The organism is Marinimicrobium agarilyticum DSM 16975, from assembly GCF_000423345.1.
GTDB classification, from domain to species: Bacteria; Pseudomonadota; Gammaproteobacteria; order Pseudomonadales; family Cellvibrionaceae; genus Marinimicrobium; species Marinimicrobium agarilyticum.
On the sequence record NZ_AUHU01000005.1, the window covers coordinates 74961 to 99674 of the forward strand.

The 24714-nt window shown below is 60.2% G+C and carries 20 protein-coding genes; 7 read left to right on the forward strand and 13 right to left on the reverse strand.

The window, feature by feature from the left end; genetic code table 11:
* Nucleotides 1-8: 8 nt before the first annotated feature.
* From G547_RS20300 to G547_RS20315, 3 genes are all read right to left on the reverse strand, one after another.
* Nucleotides 9-1658, reverse strand: a complete 1650-nt coding sequence (locus G547_RS20300) for a family 16 glycosylhydrolase (RefSeq protein ID WP_051234896.1) — start codon at nt 1656-1658, stop codon at nt 9-11.
* Between the two features lie 195 nt (nt 1659-1853).
* The gene (locus G547_RS20305) at nt 1854-3179 is read right to left on the reverse strand and encodes an endo-1,4-beta-xylanase (RefSeq protein WP_084645711.1); all 1326 of its coding nucleotides are present in this window, start codon (nt 3177-3179) and stop codon (nt 1854-1856) included.
* Nucleotides 3180-3382: 203 nt separating this feature from the next.
* Nucleotides 3383-5146, reverse strand: a complete 1764-nt coding sequence (locus tag G547_RS20315) for a starch-binding protein (protein WP_051234899.1) — start codon at nt 5144-5146, stop codon at nt 3383-3385.
* 346 nt (nt 5147-5492) lie between these two features.
* Here G547_RS20315 and G547_RS0105580 point away from each other — a divergent pair, with 346 nt between their 5' ends.
* Nucleotides 5493-6296, forward strand: coding sequence for an IclR family transcriptional regulator (locus tag G547_RS0105580; protein ID WP_051234901.1), 804 nt, complete (start codon nt 5493-5495; stop codon nt 6294-6296).
* On the opposite strand, the gene G547_RS0105585 is transcribed toward G547_RS0105580, so the two are convergent.
* From G547_RS0105585 to G547_RS0105605, 5 genes are all read right to left on the reverse strand, one after another.
* A complete protein-coding gene (locus G547_RS0105585) occupies nt 6293-7414 on the reverse strand; it encodes a cupin domain-containing protein (RefSeq protein WP_027328990.1) in 1122 nt (373 codons plus the stop codon). The genes G547_RS0105580 and G547_RS0105585 overlap by 4 nt on opposite strands.
* 2 nt (nt 7415-7416) lie before the next feature.
* Nucleotides 7417-8799, reverse strand: coding sequence for an adenylosuccinate lyase (purB, locus tag G547_RS0105590; RefSeq protein WP_027328991.1), 1383 nt, complete (start codon nt 8797-8799; stop codon nt 7417-7419).
* Between the two features lie 133 nt (nt 8800-8932).
* On the reverse strand, nt 8933-9571 hold the full coding sequence (gene hflD, locus G547_RS0105595; protein ID WP_027328992.1) for a high frequency lysogenization protein HflD: 639 nt from the start codon (nt 9569-9571) through the stop codon (nt 8933-8935).
* Nucleotides 9572-9602: 31 nt separating this feature from the next.
* Nucleotides 9603-10691, reverse strand: coding sequence for a tRNA 2-thiouridine(34) synthase MnmA (gene mnmA / locus G547_RS0105600; protein ID WP_027328993.1), 1089 nt, complete (start codon nt 10689-10691; stop codon nt 9603-9605).
* Nucleotides 10692-10702: 11 nt separating this feature from the next.
* Nucleotides 10703-11149, reverse strand: coding sequence for an NUDIX hydrolase (locus G547_RS0105605; RefSeq protein ID WP_027328994.1), 447 nt, complete (start codon nt 11147-11149; stop codon nt 10703-10705).
* Nucleotides 11150-11517: 368 nt separating this feature from the next.
* On the opposite strand from G547_RS0105605, the gene speA reads away from it, so the two are divergent.
* The 3 genes from speA to nspC all read left to right on the forward strand — a co-directional run bounded on the left by speA (nt 11518) and on the right by nspC (nt 16050).
* Nucleotides 11518-13440: a biosynthetic arginine decarboxylase gene (gene speA / locus G547_RS0105610; protein ID WP_027328995.1), complete on the forward strand. Its 1923-nt coding sequence runs from the start codon at nt 11518-11520 to the stop codon at nt 13438-13440.
* A gap of 239 nt (nt 13441-13679) precedes the next feature.
* The gene (locus G547_RS0105615; RefSeq protein WP_027328996.1) at nt 13680-14882 is read left to right on the forward strand and encodes a saccharopine dehydrogenase family protein; all 1203 of its coding nucleotides are present in this window, start codon (nt 13680-13682) and stop codon (nt 14880-14882) included.
* A 4-nt stretch (nt 14883-14886) separates the two neighbouring features.
* Complete coding sequence (gene nspC, locus G547_RS0105620; protein WP_027328997.1) at nt 14887-16050, forward strand: carboxynorspermidine decarboxylase; 1164 nt, start codon at nt 14887-14889, stop codon at nt 16048-16050.
* A gap of 83 nt (nt 16051-16133) precedes the next feature.
* On the opposite strand, the gene G547_RS20320 is transcribed toward nspC, so the two are convergent.
* Entirely contained in the window at nt 16134-16475 is a 342-nt protein-coding gene (locus G547_RS20320; protein ID WP_051234903.1) for a hypothetical protein, read from the reverse strand.
* Nucleotides 16476-16712: 237 nt separating this feature from the next.
* Here G547_RS20320 and G547_RS0105630 point away from each other — a divergent pair, with 237 nt between their 5' ends.
* From G547_RS0105630 to G547_RS20325, 3 genes are read left to right on the forward strand one after another with little or no spacing between them, the layout of a single operon-like run.
* Entirely contained in the window at nt 16713-16913 is a 201-nt protein-coding gene (locus G547_RS0105630; RefSeq protein WP_027328998.1) for a DUF2788 domain-containing protein, read from the forward strand.
* A gap of 53 nt (nt 16914-16966) precedes the next feature.
* Nucleotides 16967-19165: a response regulator gene (locus G547_RS0105635; protein WP_027328999.1), complete on the forward strand. Its 2199-nt coding sequence runs from the start codon at nt 16967-16969 to the stop codon at nt 19163-19165.
* A gap of 7 nt (nt 19166-19172) precedes the next feature.
* A complete protein-coding gene (locus tag G547_RS20325) occupies nt 19173-20420 on the forward strand; it encodes a sugar efflux transporter (protein WP_051234905.1) in 1248 nt (415 codons plus the stop codon).
* Here G547_RS20325 and G547_RS20330 read toward each other — a convergent pair.
* The 4 genes from G547_RS20330 to G547_RS0105660 form a co-directional block, all read right to left on the reverse strand.
* Nucleotides 20317-22182 carry a cation:proton antiporter gene (locus G547_RS20330; RefSeq protein ID WP_051234907.1) on the reverse strand — a complete coding sequence of 622 codons (1866 nt, stop codon included), beginning with the start codon at nt 22180-22182 and terminating at the stop codon, nt 20317-20319. The genes G547_RS20325 and G547_RS20330 overlap by 104 nt on opposite strands.
* 61 nt (nt 22183-22243) lie before the next feature.
* Nucleotides 22244-22774: a hypothetical protein gene (locus tag G547_RS0105650; RefSeq protein WP_027329000.1), complete on the reverse strand. Its 531-nt coding sequence runs from the start codon at nt 22772-22774 to the stop codon at nt 22244-22246.
* 15 nt (nt 22775-22789) lie between these two features.
* A complete protein-coding gene (locus G547_RS0105655; RefSeq protein ID WP_027329001.1) occupies nt 22790-23224 on the reverse strand; it encodes a DNA polymerase III subunit chi in 435 nt (144 codons plus the stop codon).
* Complete coding sequence (locus tag G547_RS0105660) at nt 23221-24708, reverse strand: leucyl aminopeptidase (RefSeq protein ID WP_027329002.1); 1488 nt, start codon at nt 24706-24708, stop codon at nt 23221-23223. The genes G547_RS0105655 and G547_RS0105660 overlap by 4 nt, the downstream gene beginning before the upstream one ends.
* Nucleotides 24709-24714 lie beyond the last annotated feature (6 nt).

Genomic DNA, 24714 nt, shown 5'->3' on the forward strand with positions numbered 1-24714 from the left:
AGAGGTTTCTACTGATACACCCGCACATAATCCACATACATCCGCTGAGGGAAGCTGCTGCTGGCGTCGGGTTCGCCCGGCCAGGTACCGCCGACGGCGACGTTCAATAGCAGGAAGAACGGATGGTCGTATACCCATTCGCCGTACTGCTCCACCTCGGCGCGGGTGATGCTGTAGAAGTTCACATCATCCACGTACCAGTCGACGCTGTCTTCATCCCACTCCACCGCGTAGACGTGATAGTTGGCGTCGGCGCGTTCCCCCAAGTCGTGCGTGCCGCTGATGGGCGTATTGCCGGAGTAACCCGGGCCGTGCAGGGCGCCGTGAGTGAGGTTGGGCTCGTAGCCGACGTGTTCCATGATGTCGATTTCCCCGCTCTGAGGCCAGCCGACGCTGCCCAGATCATTGCCCAGCATCCAGAAGGCGGGCCAGATACCCTGGGTTTGTGGCAGCTTGATATGCGCTTCTATTCGGCCGTAGGTGAATGCCTGCTTGTTGCGGGAAATCATGCGGGTGGAGGTATATTCGCAATAGCCGTACCAGCAGTTGTAACCCTGAGGGTTGTCCTGGCGTGCTTCAAGCACGACCACGTTGCTGCCCGCTTGGGTGTCGTACTGAATGTAGGCGTTGTCGCCTCCGGTGTAATACTGCAGCTCCTGATTGCCCCAGCCACCGCCACCGGTTTCAAAGGTCCAGTGGTTGCTGTTGAGGGTGTCGAATTCGTCGTTCCAGACCAGTTGCTCGTCCGGGGTGCCGGAGCCGTCCTCGGGAGTGAACCGAATCCAGTTCAGATTGAAATCACCGCTTTGCACATTCACTCGTACCGTATGTTGTCCGGCGGGCAATGCGATGGGCCAGGAGGTAAGAGTGGTCCAGGACTGCCAGCCGCCGGTGTAGTCGACGTTCTGGGTGCCAACAATTTCTGAGCCGTTGAGGTCAATAGTGAACTGTCCGCCGCCGACATCCGAGGCGACGCGGGAGCTCACGGTGTAAGTGTCGGCGTCCAACGTGACGGTGTACTCGAGCCATTCGCCGGGGGCGATCCAGCCGACGTTGTGGCCACCGTTGGTGTCAGTGGTGGCTTCAATGTCCACATCACCATTGCGATAGGCGCCACCGTTGTTGCCGGCGGTGGTGTCGTAGGCGTTGGTATAGTCTTCCGCCTGCAGGGTGAGGTCGCTGCCACCGCCCTGGCCGTAGACTTCCATCTCCCAGATCGAATAACCCCAGGAGTTACCGGCGCTTCGGCTGATGCCGTACATGCGCACAAAGCGATATTGCCCGGAAACGTTCACCGTGTCGGTACGATCCCCAAAAGCGCCGCCGCTGCGGGTGGCGAGGGTGGTCCAGTTGGCGTTGTCGTTGGAGCCCTGAACCTCGTAGGTGTCGGCGTTGGCCGCTTCCCAGTGAATGATCACGCTGGAGAGATTGTAGGACTGTCCCAAATCAACGGTAATGTGAGAGGGGTCGGTTTGTGCCGCCGAGGCCCACCGCGTGTTCATGTTGCCGTCTATGGCATTGCTGGCGGCCAGGTCCTGCGTGCTGGCCGAGGCGCTACCGTTGAGTGCAAGATTACCGGATTGCGCCTGAGCGCCGATAGTGGCAATGCATGCCAGTAAGATGAATGCCCACTGTAGAGAAAAACGTTGAAAAGCCATTGTTATTGTCCTCGCTTGTCGAATGGTTTTTGTTGAACGACCGAGTTACAGCGAGACTAGGAAAACATGCAGCGGGGAACGAGCCTTCCCACTTTGCGAAGGAAGCGGAAAGTGGTGCGTTTGGGGCGGTGTTTCTGTGGAGAGGGTCACAGTTGACCCGCCGCGCCTGGGGTGCGGGCGCGGCGGGTTGGCGGGTTATTCCGCTGAGCAGGGTTCGCCGTTGAAGGCGTCCGCGACCCCCTGCAGGGCGGGTTTGGCGGACAGGTCCGCATTGAACAGCAGCGGCCAGACGTCGTCGTACTCCGCGCCGGTGGCGTTCTCGAACTGGTTCATCAACCAGCTTTCATCGTCGGTCAGACCCCAGACGGTAAAGCCACCGCGCAGCTCCGCCGGAACGGTCTCCAGATAGACTTCGGCGATTTCGCAGAAACGCACTTTCTGGGCGGTAGCCAGCTCCATGTCATAGTCAGGTTGGGGAGGGGGCTCGCCACCGCCATAGGGGTTGACCACGGCCACATCCAGCTCGGTGACTTTGACCTTCAGTCCCCGATCGACTACCTCCTGAAAGGCATTCCTGAAGGCGTCGAGGGAAGGGTAGCCCATATAAACGTGCATCTGGAAGCCGACGCCGTCGATGATGCCTTTGTCATCGAGGTGATCAGCAATCTCCAGCGTTTTTGCCAGCCGGTCTGCGTTGGCGGTGTTGTCGTAATCGTTGTAGTAAAGGTCCAGTTCCGGCTTGGCATCATGGGCAGCCTGGAAGGCCACTTCAATGTACGGCGGCACCTCGCCTTCGGCGGGCGGTTCATAGTTGTAGAACACTGAGTGGCGCCAGCCGTCGCTCGGGTTGCTGGAGTAGGTGTCTACCGCTTCGTTGACCACATCCCAACTGACCACGGTATCGCCGAAATGATTGACGATGGTGGTGACGTGGTCGGTGAGCATGGCTTCCCAGTCGCCTTCGTAACCATTCATGAAGTTCGGTACTTGATAATCAGGGTGCCATACCAGAGCGTGGCCGTGCACGCTCATACCATTGGTTTGAGCGAAGTTTACGAGCTCATCCGCGTCGTCAAAGGTGTAGCGGTCTTCTTCCGGGTGCAGGTAGCTCATCTTCATGATGTTGCCGGCGGTGAGCTGGCTGAAGTGCTCGACAATCACATCCCGGCGCGGCTGAGCGTTATTACCAAAGATGGTGTAGGGCTCAGAGGCCGCCGATACGGCAACCCCCACCGGGAAGTCGGCAAGGAGGGAAAGCTGAAAGTCCGGCTCGATCGAGATGGGGCCCTCGGAGCTGGCACTGCTTGAGGAGGAGGCTTCACTGGAGGTGCTGGCCTCACTGCTCGCGCTTGTCTGGCTGCTGGCACTGGTGCTGCTTGAACTGGCATTCTCACTGGATTGGCTGCTCTGGCTCGATGCGCCGCCGCCATTGTCGGAGTCGCTGCCGCAGGCAGTCAAGGCGACGGTAAGCAATGCCGTGGCCAGCGTCGAAAATCGGTAGGGTATTTTGGGAATGGTCATTAAAAAGTCCCCGAAGGCTTGTGGGTTATGAGCGAAAGTGTGCTCTCGGTCACGTTGTAGTCATTTGAACTACAAGAGTTTACTCAGGTCTTGCGGGAATCACAAGTTGCGGGGCAGGGGCCGGGCAGGGGAAAGGGCAGGGGAAAGAGCCTTGGGTTGGGGCTGTGATCAGGGGCACCGGACGGTGCCCCTTCCTAAGAGGGTTAGGGTGCGCTGACACCGCAATTGGCCAGAGTGGTCCATTGCCCGCCTTGATAGCAGGTGTTACCACCGTTCATGGTGAGGTCGGCCGTCTGTGCGCCGCCATTGTCATTGAAAACAATATTCAATGACGTCAGGTCCGCGCCGGTATCGAAACAGAAGTAGCCACCGTTGTTGGTCAGCGCCACGCCAGGCCAGTTGACTGAGCCCAGTGCCCCGCTGGGTGACGGGCTCCAGTAGTACATATGAGGGTTGTTGTAGCCGTTGGCATTGTCGTAGCAGACGTAGGTGCTGTCAGAAGTGGGTGGTGTCTGGCCTTCACCGACGCGAGCGTTGATATGGATTGCCATTGCGCTCATGGCGGCAACGCTGACATTCACTTGCCCTTGGTTGTTGACCCAGACGGTTTCACCGGAGCAGGTTCCCGCGCTGAAGTCGCCGTCAATCACATTGCAGTATTCCCCTTCCGGCAGGGCGGTGTTGAAGGTCTGAGTCAATGCATAGCCCTCGCGGTTAATAACCACAAAGCCTGCGCTGCCTCTGCCGAAAGCGATCTGGTTGCCGCCATTGTCCCACCAGTTGTTGACGCCGTGCCCGGCAGTGGCGCTGCGGAATGCGACCATGTTGGCAATGGGGCGCCAGCGGTGCTCACACTTCCAGTCCGAGCCATAGCAGTTCAGGTTACCGTTGTTGTGTACGGGGGCACTGGGTGGGCCCGCGTCGGTGTCGCTGAAGTCGAAACTGGACATGACTTTCGGGTAACCATAGGGCCAGGCCAGCATAAAGACGTTGGCCAGATCGTAAAGCGAGCCGTCTTTGTAGGTGAGCACGTTGCTGCCGCCGGCCCCGTGCCCGCGCTGGTTGTCGTGGTTGTCGGTAAACACCACAGCGGACTGATCGTCCAGAAAACCCCAGGCTTCACCGAAGCTCGACAGATAGCTCAATTGGCCGTTTTTGAACTGGTTGCCCAACTCAGCGCTGTATTTGAACTCGGTGACATCGCCGCCGTTCAAATACTCGTAGGCGCTGACGGCTTCGCCGCCCAGATCGATGACTTCCTGAAAAATATAGGGGTTACCGTTCACCTGATTGGTGATGGCGTTGATGTCGGTGGGTGACATATGTTTGGAGGCGTCGATGCGAAAGCCTTTAACGCCGATACTGACCATATCGTTCAGGTAGTTGATCAATTCCTGCCGCACGTAACTCGCGCCGGTATCCAGATCCGGCAGGCCCACGAGGCGGCAGTGGCGAACGCGCCAGGCGTCATTGGCATAATCACTGCCATTGATGTCGCAGGCGGGGTGGAAGTCGTAGCTGGAAAACCGCGGGTAACTGCTGCCGGCGGAGTAGTTGCTACCGTTGGTACCCGTTCCCGCACCAGCGGCCATATGGTTGATGACCGCGTCCACGTAGATGTCCACGCCGGCGGCGTTACAGCGGTTCACCATATCGACAAACTCCGCGCGGGTGCCACTGCGGCTGTTGTCGATACTGAAACTGACGGGCTGATAGCGCGTCCACCAGGCACCGCCCTGGATATGTTCCTGCGGGGGTGAGACTTGAATGCCGGCGTAGCCTTTGGGGCCGAGGTGCTGTTCGCACTCAGTGGCGATATCACTCCAGCGCCACTCAAACAGGTGGACAAAGGTATCGCCCGGTGAGGGTTGGGCCATCGCCGGGGCGCCGCTGAGGGCCAGCAGGCCCAGGGCTCCAACCAGGCATTGACGCCATTGGGGGGTTGAGGCGTTGTTGTGGTTATGCATGTAACCTCCGTTCTCGGATTGTCTGTGAATTTATGTTGTTGTCCGGCCGATGAACTGGCCGTTACTTGCCAGACCGCGCAAGTGGGGAGGTTGGGAAATACTGCCGTGGCTGTTATTGAATGTGTTTGCCACGGTGGTCATGGGATACCTTCCGGGGCACCCGGCACAATATGAATACGTATGCAAAAGATCGGGTCGGCCCGTGCATACGTATTCATGGAGGACCGGATCACAGGCACGACGCAAGGGCCTTGACGACTGATGTGGGTCCGGGCGCCATCGCCAATTTCACATATAAAACTTCTGTGGTAATCTGCTGTGACTGATAACGCTAAAAGGAGCAACCATGCCGAAGTCAGCTGTCTCCCCTGAAAAGGCGGACGTGGGTCCGACCGACGACGCCGAGCGCAAGTATCGCGCGCCCGCGCTGGAAAAAGGCCTCGATATTCTGGAGTTGCTGGCCAAAGAAGGCGTGCCCATGACCACTTCCCAGATTGCCTCGCGCCTGGGCCGTTCGGTCAGTGAACTCTTCCGAATGGTGTTAACCCTCGAGTATCGGGGCTACATCGCCCAATCCGACGACGGGGAAGGTTATGAGCTGACCAATCACCTGTTTGCTTTGGGCATGGCCCAGGCGCCCACTCGCACGCTCCTGGATGTGGCGTTGCCCGTCATGAAAGAGTTGGCGCAGACGGTGGGGCAGTCCTGTCATATGGTGGTGCCCTCCGGTGGACAGGTGGTGGTCGTGGCCCGAATTGAGAGCCCGCGGGATTTGGGTTTCGCGGTTCGCCTGGGCTATCGGCGACGAGTGATCGACGCCGCCTCCGGGTTGCTCCTCTATGGCATGCGTTCCGAGGCCGAAAAGGCCGCATGGTTGCCACAACTGGCGGGACCGGATGAGAAAAAACGGTTGGATCGGTTTCTGAAAGACTCGGAGGAAGCCGTGGCCCAGGGTTACGTGTGCCGCCCCAGTGATTTTGTGGACGGCGTGACGGATCTGGTGTGTCCGGTTTTTGGCCGGGAAGGGCCCATTGCCGGGTTGATTGTGCCGTTCATTCAGTGCAAGCCGCTGCCCTGTCCCATGGAGGAGGTGATCGAGCGGCTCCGGGCCGCCACGGCAAAAATCGGCAGTCAGCTCGGCGGGATTTAGCCCCAGAGTTTGCCGTTCTCCACCAACTGGGCCATCAGCCGATGGTCCTGTTCATCCCGCACGGCAGTCTTGAGTCGCGCCACCGATTGCACAGAGTCTTCACACAAACACTGCGCCAGACTCAAGGAGCAGAGGTACTGCTCACCATCCACGTAAAAGCGCGCTTCGCTTGCGTCTGCGGTGTAGGCAAAGCGGCTCGTCGGATGGCGCTCGAGCTGTTCAAAGTCCTGCCATCGCCCGCCTTCGCCTTCTTCCGGTTCCAGCTCGGGATACTTGGGTAGGGTCATATAGCGGCCGAACCAGTCAGCGAGTGCCGAATCGGTCAGTTGTTCCTGAACCAGTGAACGCAGGGTCTCCAGGGTTTGTGGAGGAATTTCCCCCGGGGTCGCTCCGAGGGGCTCTGCCGGGTCCCGGTAGCGCTGGTCGTTGGTCAGTCGGCTGGCAATATCCTGGCTCAGTTCGGTAAAAATGTCCGCCACGCTGGGGGCGCGAAAACCGATGGAATAGGTAATGCAATCATCGCCTTGCGCCGTGCCCCAATGAGCGATGCCGGGTGGGATATAAAGCATATCGCCGGGGCCGAGAACCCACTCTTCTTTCGGGTAAAAGTCCTTCAGAATATTCAATGGCGTCCCTTCAACGCGCGGGCTTCGGCTGTCGCAGTGTTGGCCGATACGCCACCGTCGTTTGCCCGCCCCTTGAAGCAGAAACACATCGTAGTAATCGAAGTGCGGCCCCACGCTCCCCTGGTCGGTCGCGTAGCTCACCATAATGTCATCCAGGCGCCAGTCGGGCAGAAAACGGAAGTCGGAGAGCAGCTCCTGAACCTCGGGCACCCACTGGTCCACTGCCTGAACCAAGAGCGTCCAGTGGCTCTCGGGGAGTTGGCCGAAGGCTTCCTCCTCGAACGGGCCCTGGCGCAGTTCCCAGGGCGTCTTGCCGTGTTCCAGCACCAGGCGTGACTCGATCTCTTCCTCCAGCGCCAGTCCGGCCAACTCGTCCCCGTCGAGGGGGGATTCGAAATTTGGGAAGGCATCGCGAATCAACAGCGGCTTTTTTTGCCAGTAGTCGCGCAGGAAGTCTTCGATGGGCAGCTCGCCGAGATGGGTCAGAGGCATGATTAAATATTCTTTGCCTGTTCTTCGGCGTTGCCGATGTAATTCCCCGGTGTCAGTGCCCGAATCGCTTCCTTGGCCCCTTCGGGAATATCCAGCCCGGCGACAAAGTCATCCAATACTTTCTGGTTGATGGTCTGGCCGCGGGTGAGCGCCTTGAGTTTCTCGTAGGGTTCTTCCACGTTGTACCGACGCATAATGGTCTGGATCGGTTCGGCCAACACTTCCCAGGCGTTGTCCAGGTCTGCCGCCAGGCGGGCGCGGTTGATTTCCAGCTTGCCAATGCCTTTGATGGTCGAGGCGTAGGCAATCAAGCTGTAGCCGAAACCCACACCCATATTGCGCAGGGCGGTGGAGTCGGTCAGGTCGCGCTGCCAGCGGGAGATCGGCAGTTTCTGCGCCAGGTGGGTGAACACCGCGTTGGCCAACCCCAGGTTACCCTCGGAGTTTTCGAAGTCGATGGGGTTGACCTTATGCGGCATGGTGGAAGAGCCCACTTCGCCCGCGACGGTTTTCTGCTTGAAGTAGCCCAATGAAATGTAGCCCCAGACATCGCGATCAAAGTCGATCAGGATGGTGTTGAACCGGGCAATGGCGTCGAACAGTTCGGCGATGTAATCGTGCGGTTCAATCTGGGTGGTGTAGGGGTTCCAGGCAAGGCCCAGTCCCTCGACAAAGGTTTTGGCGTTGGTGGCCCAGTCGATGTTCGGATAGGTGGCCAGGTGAGCGTTGTAGTTGCCCACCGCGCCGTTGATTTTGCCCAGCAGCTCGACCTGTTCGATCTGTTTCACCTGACGGCGCAGGCGCGCGACCACATTGGCGATCTCCTTGCCCACCGTGGTGGGAGAGGCCGTCTGGCCGTGAGTGCGCGAGAGCATGGGGTCGGCGGCGTAGTCGTGGGCCAGTTTGGCGAGGGCGTCGACAATATCCGTCGCTTGAGCCAGCAATTGCTCCCGGCCGGCTTTGAGCATCAGCGCGTGAGACAGGTTGTTGATGTCTTCACTGGTGCAGGCGAAATGGACGTACTCCAGTACCGCTTCCAGCTCCGGGTTCCCGGCAAACTGCTTTTTCAGGAAGTATTCCACGGCTTTAACGTCGTGGTTGGTGGTGCGCTCGATCTCTTTGATTTTCTCGGCGTCGGACTCGGTGAAGTTGGCGACGAGGGCGTCCAGCTGTTTGTGAGTGTCCGGGCTGAATGTGGGTACTTCCGGAATCTCCGGGTGCTCGCTCAGGCGCTGTAACCAGCGAACTTCGACCGCCACGCGGCAGTGGATCAGGCCGAATTCGCTGAAAATGGCGCGCAGGTCAGTGGTTTTATTGCCGTAGCGGCCATCGATGGGAGAAACCGCGTTCAGGGGCGTCAGTTGGTCAAAGGTCGGGGAAGCCATGAGAGTCTCTTGCTTGGGTTCAAACGGTTCGGGGAAAGGCCGGCATTGTACCGGAAAATGCGGGTTGGCGCAGGGGCATGGCGCAATGCCGGCCCCTGAAACGGCAGGTGGCGCGCTTCGCGCTTACCGTGCCTTACGGGAGGTTTGCTTTGGCTTCCCGAAGCAGCCGGTCGACGGTGGCTGCCATCTTGCGGCGTTTGAATAAAAGCTGCCAGCGGCTACCCCCGATCTGCCGCCACAGGGTGGCGGAGCGGATGCCGGCGAGCAGCAGGGCCCGAACCTGATTGGCGATGCGGGCCTGCTGGAGGTAGTCGTGGTCCCCGGTGACCTGAATCCGGAAGCGGAAGGTACTGATGGTTTCCTTGTACAGGTCGGCGAGGTTGCCGACCACATTCTCGTGAGTGGTGGAGAAATGTTCCGCCTGCCGCGCGGCTTGCTTGAGTCGGGTGCCAAGCACACCCATCATGTCCTTGCGGGCGCTGAGCTTACGCTGCAGGTGCAGAATGCCCAGGCTGTAGCGCAGCGCATCTTTGTGGCGCTGGTTGCCCGGCTCCAGGGTTTCCTGGAGGATTTCCAGGCCGAAGGTCAGATTGGCCAGCGAGTGCCCGTACACGGAACGGGTATCGGGCGGATCCATGGCGAACAGGCTCTCTATGGAGCAGCGATAGGCGTCGCTGGGCACATAGCCGGTTTTGGCGATTTGCTCCACCAGGCCCGAGGCCTGGAACAGGCCAGCCAGGGCAATACAGATGTTGTCGAGCTTGTCGGTCACGGGTTTTGGGGGTCCTTATTTCGGTCTGAAGTTACACGGCGTGCTCGATAACGGCGCCGCCGAGGCAGATGTCCCCATCGTACAGCACCAGGGACTGCCCCGGGGTAATGGCCCGCTGCGGCTCGTCGAACCGCACGCTCAACCGGTCGCCATTGACGGAGACTTCACACGCCTGATCCGGTTGCCGGTAGCGGGTTTTCGCCATGCACCGGAAATGCTCGTCCGGCGGCTCGCCGTTGATCCAGTGAACCTGGCTTGCCTCCAGCCCGTTTTTGTACAGCAGGGGGTGGTTGCCTTGGACCGCGATCAACACGTTTCGCTCCAGATCTTTCTCGGCGACAAACCAGGGGGATTCGTCGGCGCCGGGCACGCCCCCGATACCCAGGCCCTGGCGCTGGCCGATGGTGTAGTACATCAGGCCCGAATGCTCACCGATCACCTGACCCTCCGGAGTCTGTATCTCCCCCGGTTGAGCGGGCAGGTACTGTTGCAGGAAGTCCTTGAACCGACGCTCGCCAATAAAGCAGATGCCGGTGCTGTCTTTCTTGGCGTGGGTGGCCAGGCCGTGTTCGGCGGCGATGCGCCGAACCTCGGGCTTTTCAATTTCCCCCAACGGAAACAGGCTGCGGGAAAACTCGGCTTCCCCCACCGCGTGCAGGAAGTAGCTCTGGTCCTTGTTGGGGTCCAGGCCTTTTAACAGATAGGTGCGGCCGTCCCGGTCCTGGCGGCGGACGTAGTGGCCGGTGGCGATCAGCTCTCCGCCGAGCATCTCGGCGTATTCCATAAAAACTTTGAACTTGATCTCCCGGTTACACAGGATGTCCGGGTTGGGGGTGCGCCCGGCCTGGTACTCAGCCAGGAAGTGCTCGAACACGTTGTCCCAGTACTCGGCGGCGAAATTGGCGGTGTGCAGCTTGATGCTCAGCCGCTCGCAGACGCGTTCGGCGTCGGCCAGGTCGGCTTTGGCCGTACAGTATTCGGTGCCGTCGTCCTCGTCCCAGTTTTTCATAAACAGGCCTTCGACCTGATACCCCTGCTGTTGCAGGAGCAGGGCGGTAACGGAAGAGTCGACGCCGCCGGACATGCCGACGATGACGCGGGGTTTAGCAGATATGTTCATGGGGTCTCATTCTACTGATGCGGGCGGAACAGCTCCAGCGGATAGCGTTGGCCACTCAGGTATTCATCCACCGCTTCCAGAACCATCGGGCTGCGCCACTGGTCTTCGCGTGCCAGAAGCTCCTCTCGGCTGAGCCAGCAGGGCTCGATGATGCCCTCATCCAGAGCCCGATTGGTTTGTTCCTCCAGCGCCTCTGCGGCGAAGGTGTGGCGCAAGTAGGTCACGCCGTTGGCCGGGGCCGTGTAGAGCCCTATGCCCAACAGAGCGGTGGGGCGAACCTGCCAGCGGGTCTCTTCCAGGGTTTCGCGTACCGCCGCTTCTATGAGGGTCTCGCCCGGCTCCAGGTGCCCGGCCGGCTGGTTATAGACCTGCCGCCCGTCCGACTCTTCATACACAAAAAGAAAACGCCCGTCGTGTTCCACCACGGTGGCGACGGTAACGTGGGGTGCCCAGGTCATGGGGAATCCTTGTACTGCTTGGATGGAACGGGGCGGATGTTGGGCAGTGCTTTGCCGGCCCAAAATCCGCTTTTAGCGGCACTGAGTTTACAGGATCTCGGGCGTCGTGTCCGCCCGTTGGTGGGCGCGGGGCATCTGGCCACAGACCTCTCTGGTGTTTGCGCCACCGCCGAAAGTCTGGCAAGGTTGAAGGTTACCGGCGTGCGATCCAGTCCCAAGTCAAAAAGTCTTTGCTTTTGGCTCAAGTTTGGGCAGAATTGCGCGCCTTTTGCGTTATATCGCGCCGGTTTGTCACCAACGTCACAAACCGGTCATGCCCCGGGACTCCCCGGTCCTTGCCAACGTAAGCTATGAGGTAGGTTGCCGCATTGACTCACTCTGATGATTCCCAAGCCTGGTCCGCTCGCCATTCCGCCGAACTGTACGGCATTGAAGAGTGGGGAGGTGGTTACTTTGGGGTTTCCCCCGAGGGGGAAGTGGTGGTTCGCTCCCCCAGTAACGGCCAGGCCGGAGCCACGGTGTCGCTCATGGACATCGCTCAGGGCCTGCACCAGCGCGGCCTGGAGATGCCCATCCTGCTGCGCCTGGAAAACCTGGTCGACAGCCGCCTGAGCATTCTCAACGAATCCTTTGCCCAGGCGATCGAAAGCACGGGCTACCAGGGCGTTTACCGCGGCGCCTTCCCGATCAAGGTCAACCAGCAGAGCCACATCGTGGCGGAAATCGCCCGCTTTGGTGAACGCTACAACCACGGCTTTGAAGCGGGCAGTAAAGCCGAGTTGATGATTGCGCTGTCGACCCTGCAGAACCGGGAAAGTCTGATCATCTGCAACGGCTACAAAGACGCGGAGTTCATCGACCTCGGCCTGCAGGCCCGCAAGCTCGGCTTCAAATGCTTCTTCGTACTGGAAACCCCGGCTGAAGTGCCGCTCATCATCGAGCGCAGCAAAGCCCTGGGGGTGGACCCGCTGATCGGCGCGCGCCTGAAGCTCTCCACCAAAGTGGAAGGGCACTGGAGCGAAGACAGCGGCGACCGCAGCCTCTTCGGTTTGACGGCCATTCAACTGGTCGACGTGGTCGACAGCCTGCGCGAAGCCGGTTTGCTGCACTGCTTTCAGTTGCTGCACTTCCACCTCGGTTCCCAGATCCCCAACATCCGCAGCATCCGCGCCGGGGTGTTTGAAGCCTGCCGCTACTACATCGACCTGGTGGCCGAAGGCGCGCCCCTGGGCTACATGGACCTCGGCGGCGGCCTCGCCATCGACTATGACGGCACCAGCAGCACCAGCGGCCACAGCCGCAACTACTCCGTGCAGGAATACTGCATCGACGTTGTAGAGGCCATTCAACAGGCCCTGGACCCGCACGAAGTGGCGCACCCCGTCATCGTGACCGAATCCGGCCGAGCCACCGTCGCGCACACCTCAGTGCTGCTGTTCAACGTCCTCGACGTCGGCCACTTCGACCCGTCCCCCTTGCCCGACGACCTGCCGGAAAACAGCCACGCGCAACTGTCCAACCTGTGGCACGCCATCAAAGTGATTGCGGTCAACAACCTGCAAGAAAGCTACAACGACGTCACCTACTACCGCGACCAGATCCGGGACATGTTCCACCGCGGCGAAATCAGCCTGCGCGAACGCGCCTTCGGCGAAAACCTCTACCTGGCCGGCCTCCAGAAAATCGCCGCACTGCTGCCCGAACTCAAACGCATCCCGGCCGAACTGGAAACCCTGCCGCAACAACTGGCCGACATCTACTACGGCAACTTCAGCGTCTTCCAGTCCCTGCCGGACTCCTGGGCCATCGACCAGGTCTTCCCCGTGATGCCCATCCACCGGCTCAACGAAAAACCCAACAGACAGGCCATCATCGCCGACCTCACCTGCGACTGCGACGGCAAACTCGACCGCTTCGCCGGCCCCCACGGCAACACCGAAACCCTGTCCGTCCACCCGGTGAAAGACACAGAAGAATACTACCTCGGCGTCTTCCTCGTCGGCGCCTACCAGGAAACCCTGGGCGACCTGCACAACCTGTTCGGCGACACCAACGTCGCCAGCGTGCGCATCAACAACGAAGGCGGCATGGAATTCGTCCACGAACTCCACGGCGACAGCATCGCCGACGTACTCAGCTACGTGGAATACGACCCACAAGCCATGTTCAAACAATTCCGCGCAACGGCCGAACAAGCCGTGCGCGACGGCCGGATCAACGTCTCCGACCGCCAGGAAATGTTGGCCGCATTCACCGACAGTTTGCGTGGGTACACGTATTTCGAGCGTTGATTAGCGTTTTTTGTTGGGTGCGGTCGATCCGACACGTCGGACCGACAGCACCCCACGCATGAATCGAATCAAAAATGTGGCACGGAGGTCATGAGGTCAGAATACCTATGCAAGACTCTCTGAGGCATGGATGCCGATGAGAAGCCCCCACGGATGGGTTTACGGCGGGTCTTGCATAGGTATTCTGACCTCATGACCGTTCTCAATGAATGGCACCGTATTTATAGGAGCTAAAAGGTATGGCTAAAGTATTAATTATTGGCGCCGGTGGTGTAGGCGGCGTAGTGACCCACAAATGCGCGCAAGTGCCCGACGTATTCACAGAAATCGTCCTCGCCAGCCGCACCGAAAGCAAATGCAAAGCCATCGCCGAACAACTCGAACGGCCCATCAAAACCGCCCAAGTCGACGCCGACAACGTCCCCGAACTCGTGGCACTGCTCAACAAAGAAAAACCCGAACTCGTCATCAACGTCGCACTGCCATACCAAGACCTCACCATCATGGACGCCTGCCTCGAAGCCGGCATCCACTACCTCGACACCGCCAACTACGAACCACCCGGTGAGGCCAAATTCGAATACAGCTGGCAATGGGCCTACCAGGACAAATTCGTCCAGGCCGGCAAAATGGCCCTGCTCGGGTCCGGCTTCGACCCCGGCGTCACCAACGTCTACACCGCCTACATCAAAAAACACCACCTCGATGAAATCCACACCCTGGACATCATCGACTGCAACGCCGGCGACCATGGTCACCCGTTTGCCACCAACTTCAACCCCGAAATCAACATCCGCGAAGTCACCGCCAAAGGGCGCTACTGGGAAAACGGCGGCTGGAAAGAAACCGACCCCCTGAGCGAAAAGCGCTCCTTCGACTTCCCCCACGGCATCGGGCCCAAAAACTGCTACCTGATGTACCACGAAGAACTGGAATCCATTACCAAACACTTCCCCGAAATCAAACGGGCCCGGTTCTGGATGACCTTCTCCGACAACTACCTCAAACACCTCGAAGTGCTCCAGAACGTCGGCATGACCGGCATCGAACCGGTCAAATTCGAAGGCAAAGACATCATCCCGCTGCAGTTTCTCAAAGCCCTGCTGCCGGACCCCGCCAGCCTCGGCCCGCGCACCAAAGGCAAAACCTGCATCGGCTGTCTGGCCCAGGGCATGAAAGACGGCAAACCCAAAACCGTCTACATCTACAACATATGCGACCACGAAGCGTGCTACGCCGAAGTGAAATCCCAGGCCATCTCCTACACCACCGGCGTACCCGCCATGATCGGGGCCAAAATGATGCTCGAAGGCAAGTGGATGGAAAAGGGCGTCTGGAACATGGAACAACTGGACCCGGATCCGTTTATGGACGCACTCAACCAACACGGCCTGCCCTGGGAAGTGGAAGAAGTGACCCAGAAAACCGGCATGGAAGACTGAAACGATGGGCTACGCGTTCCACCGGTTTGACCCCTCCCGCGTACCGTCGCCCTGCTTTGTGGTAGACGTGGCGGCGGTGGAGGACAACCTCAAGGTGCTCAACAACGTTCAGCGCGAGAGCGGCGCCAAAGTGCTGGCCGCCCTCAAAGCCTTTTCCTGCTGGCGCCTGGGGGATCTGACCGCGCGTTACCTCTCCGGCACCTGTGCCAGTGGCCTGCACGAGGCCCGCCTGGGGCGCGAATACTACGGTGGGGAAGTGCACACCTATTCAGCGGCGTTTCGCGAATCAGACCTTCATGAAATTCTGCAGATTTCCGACCACGTCGTGTTCAACTCCTTCAGCCAGTGGCGCCGGTTTCGGGAAATGGCGGTGGCCGCGCAGAAAGAACGGCCGCAGCTGCGTTTCGGGTTGCGCATCAACCCCGAACACTCCGAAGGGGACGTGCCGCTGTATGACCCCTGTGCCCCCGGCTCCCGCATGGGCGTGCCCGCCAGCCGGTTCGAGCCCGCCGAACTTGACGGCATCTCGGGCCTGCACTTTCACACCCTGTGTGAGCAAGACGTTCCGCCCCTGGCGCGAACCGTGAAAGCGGTAGAAGAGAAGTTCGGCCCCTGGCTCGAGCGCATGGAATGGGTCAACTTCGGAGGCGGCCACCACATCACCGAACCCGGTTATCAGGTGGACGAGCTGATTGCACTGGTGCGCGATTTTCGGGAACGCCACAACGTCGAGGTTTACCTCGAACCCGGCGAAGCGGTCGCGATTCATACCGGCGTACTGGTGGCGGAAGTGCTGGATATTACCTGGAACCAACTGGACCAGGCGATTCTCGATACCTCGGCCACCTGCCACATGCCCGACACGCTGGAAATGCCCTATCGTGCCCATATTCTGGAAAGCGGCCACCCGAACGAGAAGGCACACACCTATCGGCTGGGTGGAATGACCTGTCTGGCGGGTGATGTCATGGGGGACTACAGTTTTGACCGGCCGCTATCGGTGGGGCAGCGGTTGATGTTTGACGACATGTCGCACTACACCATGGTGAAAACGTCCACCTTCAACGGCATACCCCTGCCGGCCATTGCGCTGTGGGATTCGCGCACGGACGAACTGGAGGTGATTCGGGAGTTCGGGTATGACGATTTCAAAACGCGACTGTCTTGACCCCGCGTTTTTAGTGGGGTGCCCTTTACGCTTCTGAGGAAAGGGCGGATGGGCCCCCGAGGGGAGCCCATCGCAAGCCGGTATTACTCTTCGCCGTTCATGGTCTCGCGCGCTTTATCCGCGGCTTCCCGGCTCTCTTCTTTCACTTCGTCCCAACCTTCCTGCATCTTGTCGCCGGCCTTCTCGGCGGCTTCACGGGTCGCATCGCCCGCTTCGTCGGCTTTTTCCTTGGTGGCCTCCCAAGCCTCACCGGAGGCTTCTTTGGTTTCATCCCAGGCTTCTTTCGTGGTTTCCTTGGTTTCCTCCCAGGCTTCCCGAGTTTCCTCGGCGGCCTCTTCGGTGGTGTTTTCGGCCTCCTCCTGAGAGCAGCCCGCCATTACGCCAGTCGCCAGTAGTACCGTTGCAAGCCAAAATGTGGTTTTCATCGTATCAACTCCTGTGAACGTTTGTTGTGGATCCCGAGCGCATTAAGGCACTCACGACCATTTTGACGACGCCAAACCGCCTGCGTTCCGTCAGGTTTTGTGATCGGGCCGACATAAGCGTGTCGGCCGCCCCGAAAAAAGGCCTTTTGAGTGTAGCGCGTCCCTTGTGCCGAGTGCTATCGGGGAGGGCGTTTTTTTTATACAATGGCGGCGCAAATTGGCCACAGAGGTTCCGCTATGTCGATTGAGCAGTTCGAGAGCTGGTCCCTGATACTGGGGATTGGTGGCCTGATCATCTTTATGCTGTTTATCGTCTGGGATCTGGCCAAGAGCTCAAAAGCCGGCCGCTTTGGCACCTTCATCCTGTTTCTGGCTCTGGGCCTCGGGTTGGCCGGTTTCCTGATCAAGACCGTCCTGGTGGAAATCATCAATCCATAACGGCGATGATTCCCCAGAAGCCATAACACACAGTAACGTCGGGAAGGTCGCGCATGCTGCAGTTGTTTGTTCCCACCTCAAAAGTTCAGAAAGACCGGCGGATCATGCGCGATACCGATGCCCGGGTGGCCAAATACAGCCGACGCGGTCTGGTCCTGAACTTTATAGTGGCGGTCTCCTGCCTGACGTTCGGCGAGTTTTTTCGGCAGTATCAAACGCTGGCCATTACCCTGATCGTCGGCTTACTGCTTCTGACGTTGCTGCGCGCCTACTACCTGTTCCGCTTTGACTCCCTGTATTCGCGTGCGCCCGCGCGCTGGCGCAACCAGTATTTTGCGGCCTCCTTTCTCGGTGCCGGCTGGTGGGCTTTTATTCTGGTAAGCCTGACGTGGCTCCAGGGAATGCGTGATGAAACCCTGGTGATGTGGCTGTACTCGGTGGTGTTCTACTCCAGCGTCGCCAACGTTTTTGCGCCGTATCGGCGCTTCCTCACGACCTACCTGTTTATTGGCCTGGTGCCAGCGGGCCTGACCGCGATCTCTCTGCTCGATGTGGATGGCTACCTTTACGGCAGCATCATGCTGGTTTTTTACGTCATGCTCAGCCACCAAGCCAAGGTGACCTCCAATACCTATTGGGAGCGCCTTGAAGCCAACCATGCCCTGCGCGAGCGGGCCAAAGGGCTGGAGTTTGAACAGCGCAGCTCCAAGGCGGCCATCGAGCTGAAAAACGAATTTCTGGTGAACCTCGGTCAGGAGTTCCGCTCTTCCCTGAACGACATTCTGGGCACTCTGGCATTGGTGGACGACGAACAGCTGTCCGACCGACACCGGGAATTACTGTTACTGGCCAGCAAAGCCGCCGAGCGCCAACTCGATCTGGTCAACAATGTGGTGGACTTCTCCAAGATCACCACCAAGTCCCTCGTGTTGGAGTCGGTACCTTTCAACTTGCGGCGATTGCTGGAAAAGATGGTGCAGGATTTTGGCCTGGAGGCGCACCAACAGGGAATCGAGCTCAATTACCTGTTCAGCGGTGATTTGCCACGCCGGGTGGAAGGGGACGCGACACGACTGGGGCAGATACTCGGCACCTTGATGACTTACGCCGTCAAGCAATCGGGTATGGAGCAGATTTTCGTCGAGGCAGTGTTTCACCCCGGCCAGGAAGAGGAAGGTGAGCTGCAGGTCATTATCAGCGATGCCACCCGCTCCGTTGAAGGCGGTGAGCCCGATGAAGCCGAGGGCGATGAACCCATGCGTGGCATCGGACTCTCGATCTGTAAAGGGTTGGCCGAGTGCATGGGCGGCAGCGTTCACCTGGTGGACAACCGGAAATCGGGCAAGCGGATTGTCATCAACGTTCAACTGGACGTGCTGGCCTATCAGGAAACCGGTAGCCAGCAGGAACAGCGGCTTCGGGGCAAGCGCGTGCTGTTGGTGGATGTACCGGAAGTGGTTGCGCTGGATTTGGTGGATCAATTGTCCAACTGGGGCATCAGGGCGGCGCGGGTCAATGGCCATAGTCAGGCGCTGCGCCAGTTGCGTGAGGGCGCCAGTGGCGATTCGGCCACGCATCTGGTGCTCATCTATAACAAGTTGAGCAGTTTTGACGGCCTGACCCTGTCCGGCGATATCGCCAGCGACGCGGAGCTGAGCGAGTTGCCCCAGGTGATCGCCATGAGCCTGCTCCAGCGCGACAGTCAGGAGGTCAGAACCCACCTGCAGGCCTACCCCCAGGTGAGCTGTATCGAAAAGCCGATCATGCACCGCAAACTCTACGAGACGTTGGTGCATCGGTTGCTGAGTCACGAGCCCCACGAGGCGGCCAACGCGGAGGAAGAGGACGATGCCGTGCTCATCTCGGCCGGGCGCCGGGTGCTGCTGGTGGAGGACCAGCGCGTGAGTCAGATGGTGGTCTCGGGCATGTTGCGCAAGCTCGGTTGCCAGGTACACATGGCCAGCAATGGCAAAGAGGCGCTCTCCGCTCTGGAAAAAGAAAAGTTCGATCTGGTCCTAATGGACTGCGACATGCCGGAGCTCGACGGCCTGGCGGCGACGGAAAAAATCCGCGCCGAAGAGGCGGATAACGGCGGTCGGCACCTGCCCATCGTGGCCATGACCTCCTATACCGCCGACGAAGATGAAGCTCGCTGCCGGGCGGCCGGTATGGATGACCACATCGGCAAACCGATTCGCTACGAAGCCCTGCAATCGCAATTGGAGCAGTGGTTGGGGCGCGGGCAACGCTGACCCTGTTATGGTTCGAGATCTGCTGCGCCCTGTGCCTCTGGGTATTTACTTCCTGTCTTTTGCCACCGGTGTGGTCGGTGCGCTGGTGCTGCCCACGTTCAGCGTGTTTCTCGCCAAGGAGCTGGGTGTTCGGCCTCTGTTGGTCGGCCTGCCTTTTACCGGTCTGGCACTGGCGAGCATTGGCTACAACCAGTGGATCGGTCACTGGTCCGATAAACTCTCCGATAGGCGCCCCCTGGTGGCGGGTTTCTGTCTGGTGGGCGTGCTGTCCTGTGCCATTTTTGCACTGACCCGCGAGTACTGGCTGGTAGTGTTCTCTGCCGTGGCCCTGTTCAGTCTCGGCATGGTGGCCTATAGCCAGATGCTGGCCTACAGCCTGGATTATGCCGAGCGCCAGTTGCCTCTCGCGCGCATCCCCCTGTTCAACGCCATCGTGCGCGCACAGATTGCCATTGCCTGGGTGGCCGGCCCGCCTGCCGGTTTCTTGCTCGCCTCCTATTTTGGCTTCAGCACCATGTACTGGGTGGCGGCGGCGCTGTTTGTCGTGGTGGGGCTGACCAGCCTGAAACTTCTGCCCAAATTACCGGCGGCCGACGCCAGCGGCTCGACCCAGGAGGCACCACGGGAGGAGCCGGCGACGGCTGAACCGCAGAGCGCGCTCGGCCCTGGCCGCAAGTCGTTGCTGTTGTGCCTGATCGCCTTCTCGCTGATGTGGTGCGTCAATAACGCCTACCTGATCGCCTTGCCCCTGCACCTGGACAACAACCTGGGTATCGATACCGAATGGGTCGGCTGGATTATGGGCACGGCGGCACTGCTCGAGGTGCCGGTCATGTTGCTGGCCGGCGTGCTGGCCGCCCGGGTCAACCTGATGGCCATGGTGCGGCTGGCGGGCGTGGCCGGTTTTCTTCTGTACGCCGGGGTGTTGTTTTCCAGCCAGCTCTGGCAGCTGTTTGCGCTGCAGATTTTCAATGCAATTTTTATCGGCGTACTGGCGGGGCTTGGTGTCTCGGTGGTTCAGTCGCTGATGCCCGGCCGCTCCGGCAGCGCCTCGGCGCTCTATACCAACACCACCCATGTGGGGAATCTGCTCAGCAGTCTGCAGGTGGCGCTGGTCGCCGACTGGTTCGGCTACGGGGCCGTGTTCTGGGTCAGTCTGGTAATTGTGGCTCTGGCGATGGTGGCGTTTCTGGGGGTTCGCTTTGGGGCGCCGACTCGCTCGAGCGCTCCGCCGGCGCCAGGCTCAGCAGGGTAGAGCCGCCTTTGGGCGTGGCGTCCCGGCCCGCCACAAACGGTTTCAGTTTGCCGGCTTCGGTCACTTCGAACAGCAATAAAGTGCCCCGAATTTTGCGCTTCTGAAAGGCCTCAAAGGTAAATTCCTCAGTGAGCTTGGTCACCCGAATTTCCGCCCCTTCACCAATCAGGCTCGCCAGCTTGGCGTAGGTCACCCGCTCGGCAAACAGCGTGGCACCTTTCAGGTCATCGGATACCTGGTGCTTCTCCGCTTTGTGGTTTTCCGAGGTATGGCGAATGGTGTACACGTGTTCGCGGCCGAACTCCCCACGAAAATGCATACAGGCGATCACGTTCAACTCGCGCAACGGCGAGAGCGCCAGCAGGTTGCCGATGCCCGTCAAATCCAGGCGCTGGTTGGCGAACTCCGAGGTGGGGTTGCCATAAAACGTTCTGAGCCCCGCCATTCGCGCGGTGCGGATGTTGTCCCAGTTCGAGTCACACAACATCACCGGCAACTTTTGCTCGCTCAGGGCTTTGCCCAAAGTGCGGGCCACGGCGTTGGCGCCGAGAATCAACACGCCGCGGGGTTCGGGCTCGATGGCGTTGAGCGCCCGCGCCAGCGGTCGGGCGGTAGCGCTCTGGAACACCACGGTGCCCAGAATGACGGCAAAGGTTAAGGGTAACAACCACTCGGCGTCCGGATGGCCCTGGTCGGCGAGCCGCAGGGCAAACAACGCTGAAACGGCGGCGGCGACAATGCCCCGGGGGGCAATCCAGCTCAACACCACCCGCTCGCGCCAATTCAGTTGGGAGCCGAGCGTGGCGAGGGCCACCGACAGGGGCCGGGCGACAAACTGAATCACCAGCAACAACAACAGCGGAGCCAGGGTGAAAATTCCCAGAAGCTGTTCTCGGGGCAGGCGCGCGGCCAGAATAATAAACAGCCCCGAGATAAATAAAATGGTGAGGTTTTCCTTGAAGTTCAGAATATTGTGAATCCGCACTTCTTTCTGGTTCCCCAGCCACATCCCCATGACGGTGACCCCGAGCAAACCCGACTCATGAGCCAGATGGTTGCAGACGGTAAAGACGATGAATACCAGGCTCAGCGTGGCCAAGTTGTGCAGGTACTCGGGCAGCCACTGACGGGCCAGAATTTTTCCCAGCAGGTAACCGGCGGCCAGACCGATGGCCAGCCCCACCACGATGATTTCCAGAAACAGCAGCACACTGTGGCCGAACGGTGCGCCCTGGGCCTGGGTGGCGATAAATTCGTAAACCACTACCACCAGCAGGGCGCCCACCGGATCAATCACAATGCCCTCCCAGCGCAGCACATTGGCGACCCGTTCGGAGGGGCGCACCGTGCGAAGCAGGGGCGTGATGACGGTCGGCCCGGTCACTACCATCAGGGCGCCAAACAGAATGCTCAGGTCCCAACCGATGCCAAACAGGTAGTGGGTGGCCACTGCGACCACCGCCCAGGTCACCGGCGCGGCCACCGTAATCATGCGCCGCACCACGGTGCTCAGACTGCCCAATTCGCGCACGCTCAGGGTAAGACTGCCCTCAAACAGAATCACCGCTACCGCCAGTGAAACCAGCGGGAAGAGCAGGTCACCGAACAGGGCGTCGGGATCCAGCCAGCCGCCGATGGGCCCCAGCGCCAGGCCGGTGAGCAACAGGAACAGAATGGCGGGCAGGCGGGCTCGCCAGGCCGCCCACTGACAGACCAGGGCGGCAATACCGATAATGGCGATGGCGAGTCCGGAGTTTTCCATAAGGTACTTCCTTAATCCGTGTAGGGCGCTGCCGGAGCCGGTGGGCGGGGCTCGGGGCGAATCAGTCGTCGGCCGGGTGGTCCAGCCAGTATTGCAGTTGCGTGTCGCTGGCCTCGTGCAGGCGTTGGCGCAGCCTGGCCTCCATGTCCGGCAGGCACTCCTGAACCAGTTGTTCGATCAGTTGCTGGCGGCCGATCATTTCCTGCGGCGTTGGAAGGCTGGCCGGATCGCCCGCGTCCGGGCCCTCTGTCACCGCCGAGGGGCCCGGTGGCGTAGGGTCAGGGGCCGGTTGGTCCCAGTTCGGAGGCGGGCGGTTGCCATGCAGGCGAGCGCGAATATGGGCGGGAAGAAAAGGGTTTTCCCCGCTGGCGCGGGTGACGTTGCTCGCGCGTCGGGCGGCTTTGGTCCCCTTCTCCGGTGCCGTTGAGGGCTGAAACAGCGAGGGTTGTCGGGGCTGGTTGCCATCCAGGGGTTCGATGGATTCAATCACCTCCCGCAGCACGGGTATGGCATCCTCGTCATCCAGCAACCCTTTGATGGACTCCAGCTCATACAGCAGAGTGTCTTTGGTATCGCCTTTGCGCTCGGCCATGGCAAGGAAGCTCAATCACAGTTGTTGATGGTGAACAGGATAACCCCGCGCCTTGTAAAAACTAAAGTGTTCCCGGGTACTTTTTAGCACCTCGTCAGACTGGATCACGATTTCCGCCAACCGATCGAAGCGCTCGAAGCCCTCCGGCACCGACCGCCCGAGATTGATCAGCACATCGTTATGCGTTTCCGTGTGGCCCGCCCGATCCGCCGGGGCAATCTCGATGTGGGTGGCCAGCAGGGCGTTGTCATTGATCAGCCGGTGGGGCAGGAAGCTGTCTTCGGGGTGCGCCCACAGGAACTCGTCCAGGGCCCCGGCCTCCGCCTCGGAGTCCACGGTCAGCAGAACCCGGTGCCCGAGGCGCCGGGCCTTGTCGGCCAGGCGGCCCGCAAATTGCCAGCGGGCCTCCGGGGTCTGTTCGCGCAGAATGTAAAAGTCGACCCGATTCATGAGGCCTGCTTCAGCAGGTAATGCATCAACAGCGGGACGGGGCGGCCGGTGGCACCCTTGGCACTGCCGGAGCGCCAGGCCGTGCCCGCCACATCCAGGTGAGCCCAGGGGTATTTCTTGGTGTAGCGGGACAGGAAGCAGGCGGCGGTCACGCTGCCGGCTTCGCGACCACCAATATTGGCCATGTCGGCAAAGTTGCTGTCCAGTTGCTTCTGGTACTCATCCCACAGCGGCAGGCGCCAGGCGCGGTCTCCGGATTCTTCGCCGGCGGCGAGCAGCGCCTCGGCCAGTTCGTCCCGGTTGCTGTAGAGCCCGGAGGCGTGGCTGCCCAGCGCGACAATGCAGGCGCCGGTAAGCGTCGCGATGTCCACGACCGATTGCGGTTTGAAACGCTCCACGTAAGTCAGCGCATCGCACAAGACCAGCCGACCTTCGGCGTCGGTGTTGAGTACTTCAATGGTCTGGCCGGACATGGATGTGACAATATCGCCCGGCTTGGTGGCGCCGCCGCTGGGCATGTTTTCAGCGGCGGCCACCACGGCCACCACATTGATTTTGGGCTCAAGTTCAATCAGCGTCTGAATGCAGCCGAACACACTGGCGGCGCCGCCCATGTCGTATTTCATTTCGTCCATACCGGCGCCGGGCTTGAGGCTGATGCCGCCGGTGTCGAAAGTAATGCCTTTACCCACCAGAGCAATTGGCGCCTGGGTTTTGGCGGCCCCGCGGTATTCCATGACAATCAGCTTGGCGGGCTGATCGCTGCCGGCGGTGACCGAGAGCAGGGCGCCCATGCCCAGCTCCTTCATCTGCTTCTCTTCCAATACTTTAATGGAGAGTTTTTTCTGCCCCCGACCCAGCCGGCGCGCTTCCGAGGCCAGGTAGCTGGGTGTGCAGATGTTGGCCGGCAGATCGCCCAGTTCGCGGGTCAGGTTGGTGCCCTTGGCCAGAGCCTCGCCCTCACGCAGGCCTTCCTGAAAATCCGTCAGGCGGGATTTTTTGTCCGCACCCAGTGTCAGTTTAGTGGGAGCGAAAGCGGGCGCATCGCCTTTCTGGCTTTTGCAGCGGGTAAACCGGTATTGGCCCATGCCCAGAGTGAGCGATACCTGGCGGGCGAGCCAGCGGGCGTCACGCCCCTCGACTTCCAACTCATCCAGGCAGAGCGTCAGGGATTTGCACGGGGTCTGCTTCAGCGCCTCCAGCGCCTTGCTCAGGGCGCTCTGGAAAGCCGATGCGCTCGGCTGGGGCTTGCCCAGCCCGAGTACCAGTACCCGCTTGGCCTGGGTGCCTTCGGGAGTGTGCAGCAGCAAGGTGTCGCCTTGCTTGCCTTTGAAGCCCTCGCGCTTGCACAATGCCGCCAATTGCCCGCCCTTGCTCTCCAGAGCCTGGGCGGCGGCTGACCATTGATCGCCCTCGAAGGCGGTTACGATCAGACAGTCACTGCGATCGGTGTTGGCGTTGACGACTTTGGCCGTGTATTGCATGCGGTT

Excerpts from the sequence above, each read along its gene's own strand:
- G547_RS0105615 (WP_027328996.1), top strand. The coding sequence starts at position 13,680 with ATGGCTAAAGTATTAATTATTGGCGCCGGTGGTGTAGGCGGCGTAGTG.
- G547_RS0105585 (WP_027328990.1), bottom strand. The coding sequence starts at position 7,414 with ATGCCTCTGACCCATCTCGGCGAGCTGCCCATCGAAGACTTCCTGCGC.
- G547_RS0105630 (WP_027328998.1), top strand. The coding sequence starts at position 16,713 with ATGTCGATTGAGCAGTTCGAGAGCTGGTCCCTGATACTGGGGATTGGT.
- G547_RS20325 (WP_051234905.1), top strand. The coding sequence starts at position 19,173 with ATGGTTCGAGATCTGCTGCGCCCTGTGCCTCTGGGTATTTACTTCCTG.
- G547_RS0105655 (WP_027329001.1), bottom strand. The coding sequence starts at position 23,224 with ATGAATCGGGTCGACTTTTACATTCTGCGCGAACAGACCCCGGAGGCC.
- G547_RS0105580 (WP_051234901.1), top strand. The coding sequence starts at position 5,493 with ATGCCGAAGTCAGCTGTCTCCCCTGAAAAGGCGGACGTGGGTCCGACC.
- G547_RS20315 (WP_051234899.1), bottom strand. The coding sequence starts at position 5,146 with ATGCATAACCACAACAACGCCTCAACCCCCCAATGGCGTCAATGCCTG.
- G547_RS0105635 (WP_027328999.1), top strand. The coding sequence starts at position 16,967 with ATGCTGCAGTTGTTTGTTCCCACCTCAAAAGTTCAGAAAGACCGGCGG.
- G547_RS20320 (WP_051234903.1), bottom strand. The coding sequence starts at position 16,475 with ATGAAAACCACATTTTGGCTTGCAACGGTACTACTGGCGACTGGCGTA.
- G547_RS0105650 (WP_027329000.1), bottom strand. The coding sequence starts at position 22,774 with ATGGCCGAGCGCAAAGGCGATACCAAAGACACTCTGCTGTATGAGCTG.
- purB (WP_027328991.1), bottom strand. The coding sequence starts at position 8,799 with ATGGCTTCCCCGACCTTTGACCAACTGACGCCCCTGAACGCGGTTTCT.
- nspC (WP_027328997.1), top strand. The coding sequence starts at position 14,887 with ATGGGCTACGCGTTCCACCGGTTTGACCCCTCCCGCGTACCGTCGCCC.
- G547_RS20330 (WP_051234907.1), bottom strand. The coding sequence starts at position 22,182 with ATGGAAAACTCCGGACTCGCCATCGCCATTATCGGTATTGCCGCCCTG.
- G547_RS0105660 (WP_027329002.1), bottom strand. The coding sequence starts at position 24,708 with ATGCAATACACGGCCAAAGTCGTCAACGCCAACACCGATCGCAGTGAC.
- mnmA (WP_027328993.1), bottom strand. The coding sequence starts at position 10,691 with ATGAACATATCTGCTAAACCCCGCGTCATCGTCGGCATGTCCGGCGGC.
- G547_RS20305 (WP_084645711.1), bottom strand. The coding sequence starts at position 3,179 with ATGACCATTCCCAAAATACCCTACCGATTTTCGACGCTGGCCACGGCA.
- G547_RS20300 (WP_051234896.1), bottom strand. The coding sequence starts at position 1,658 with ATGGCTTTTCAACGTTTTTCTCTACAGTGGGCATTCATCTTACTGGCA.
- G547_RS0105605 (WP_027328994.1), bottom strand. The coding sequence starts at position 11,149 with ATGACCTGGGCACCCCACGTTACCGTCGCCACCGTGGTGGAACACGAC.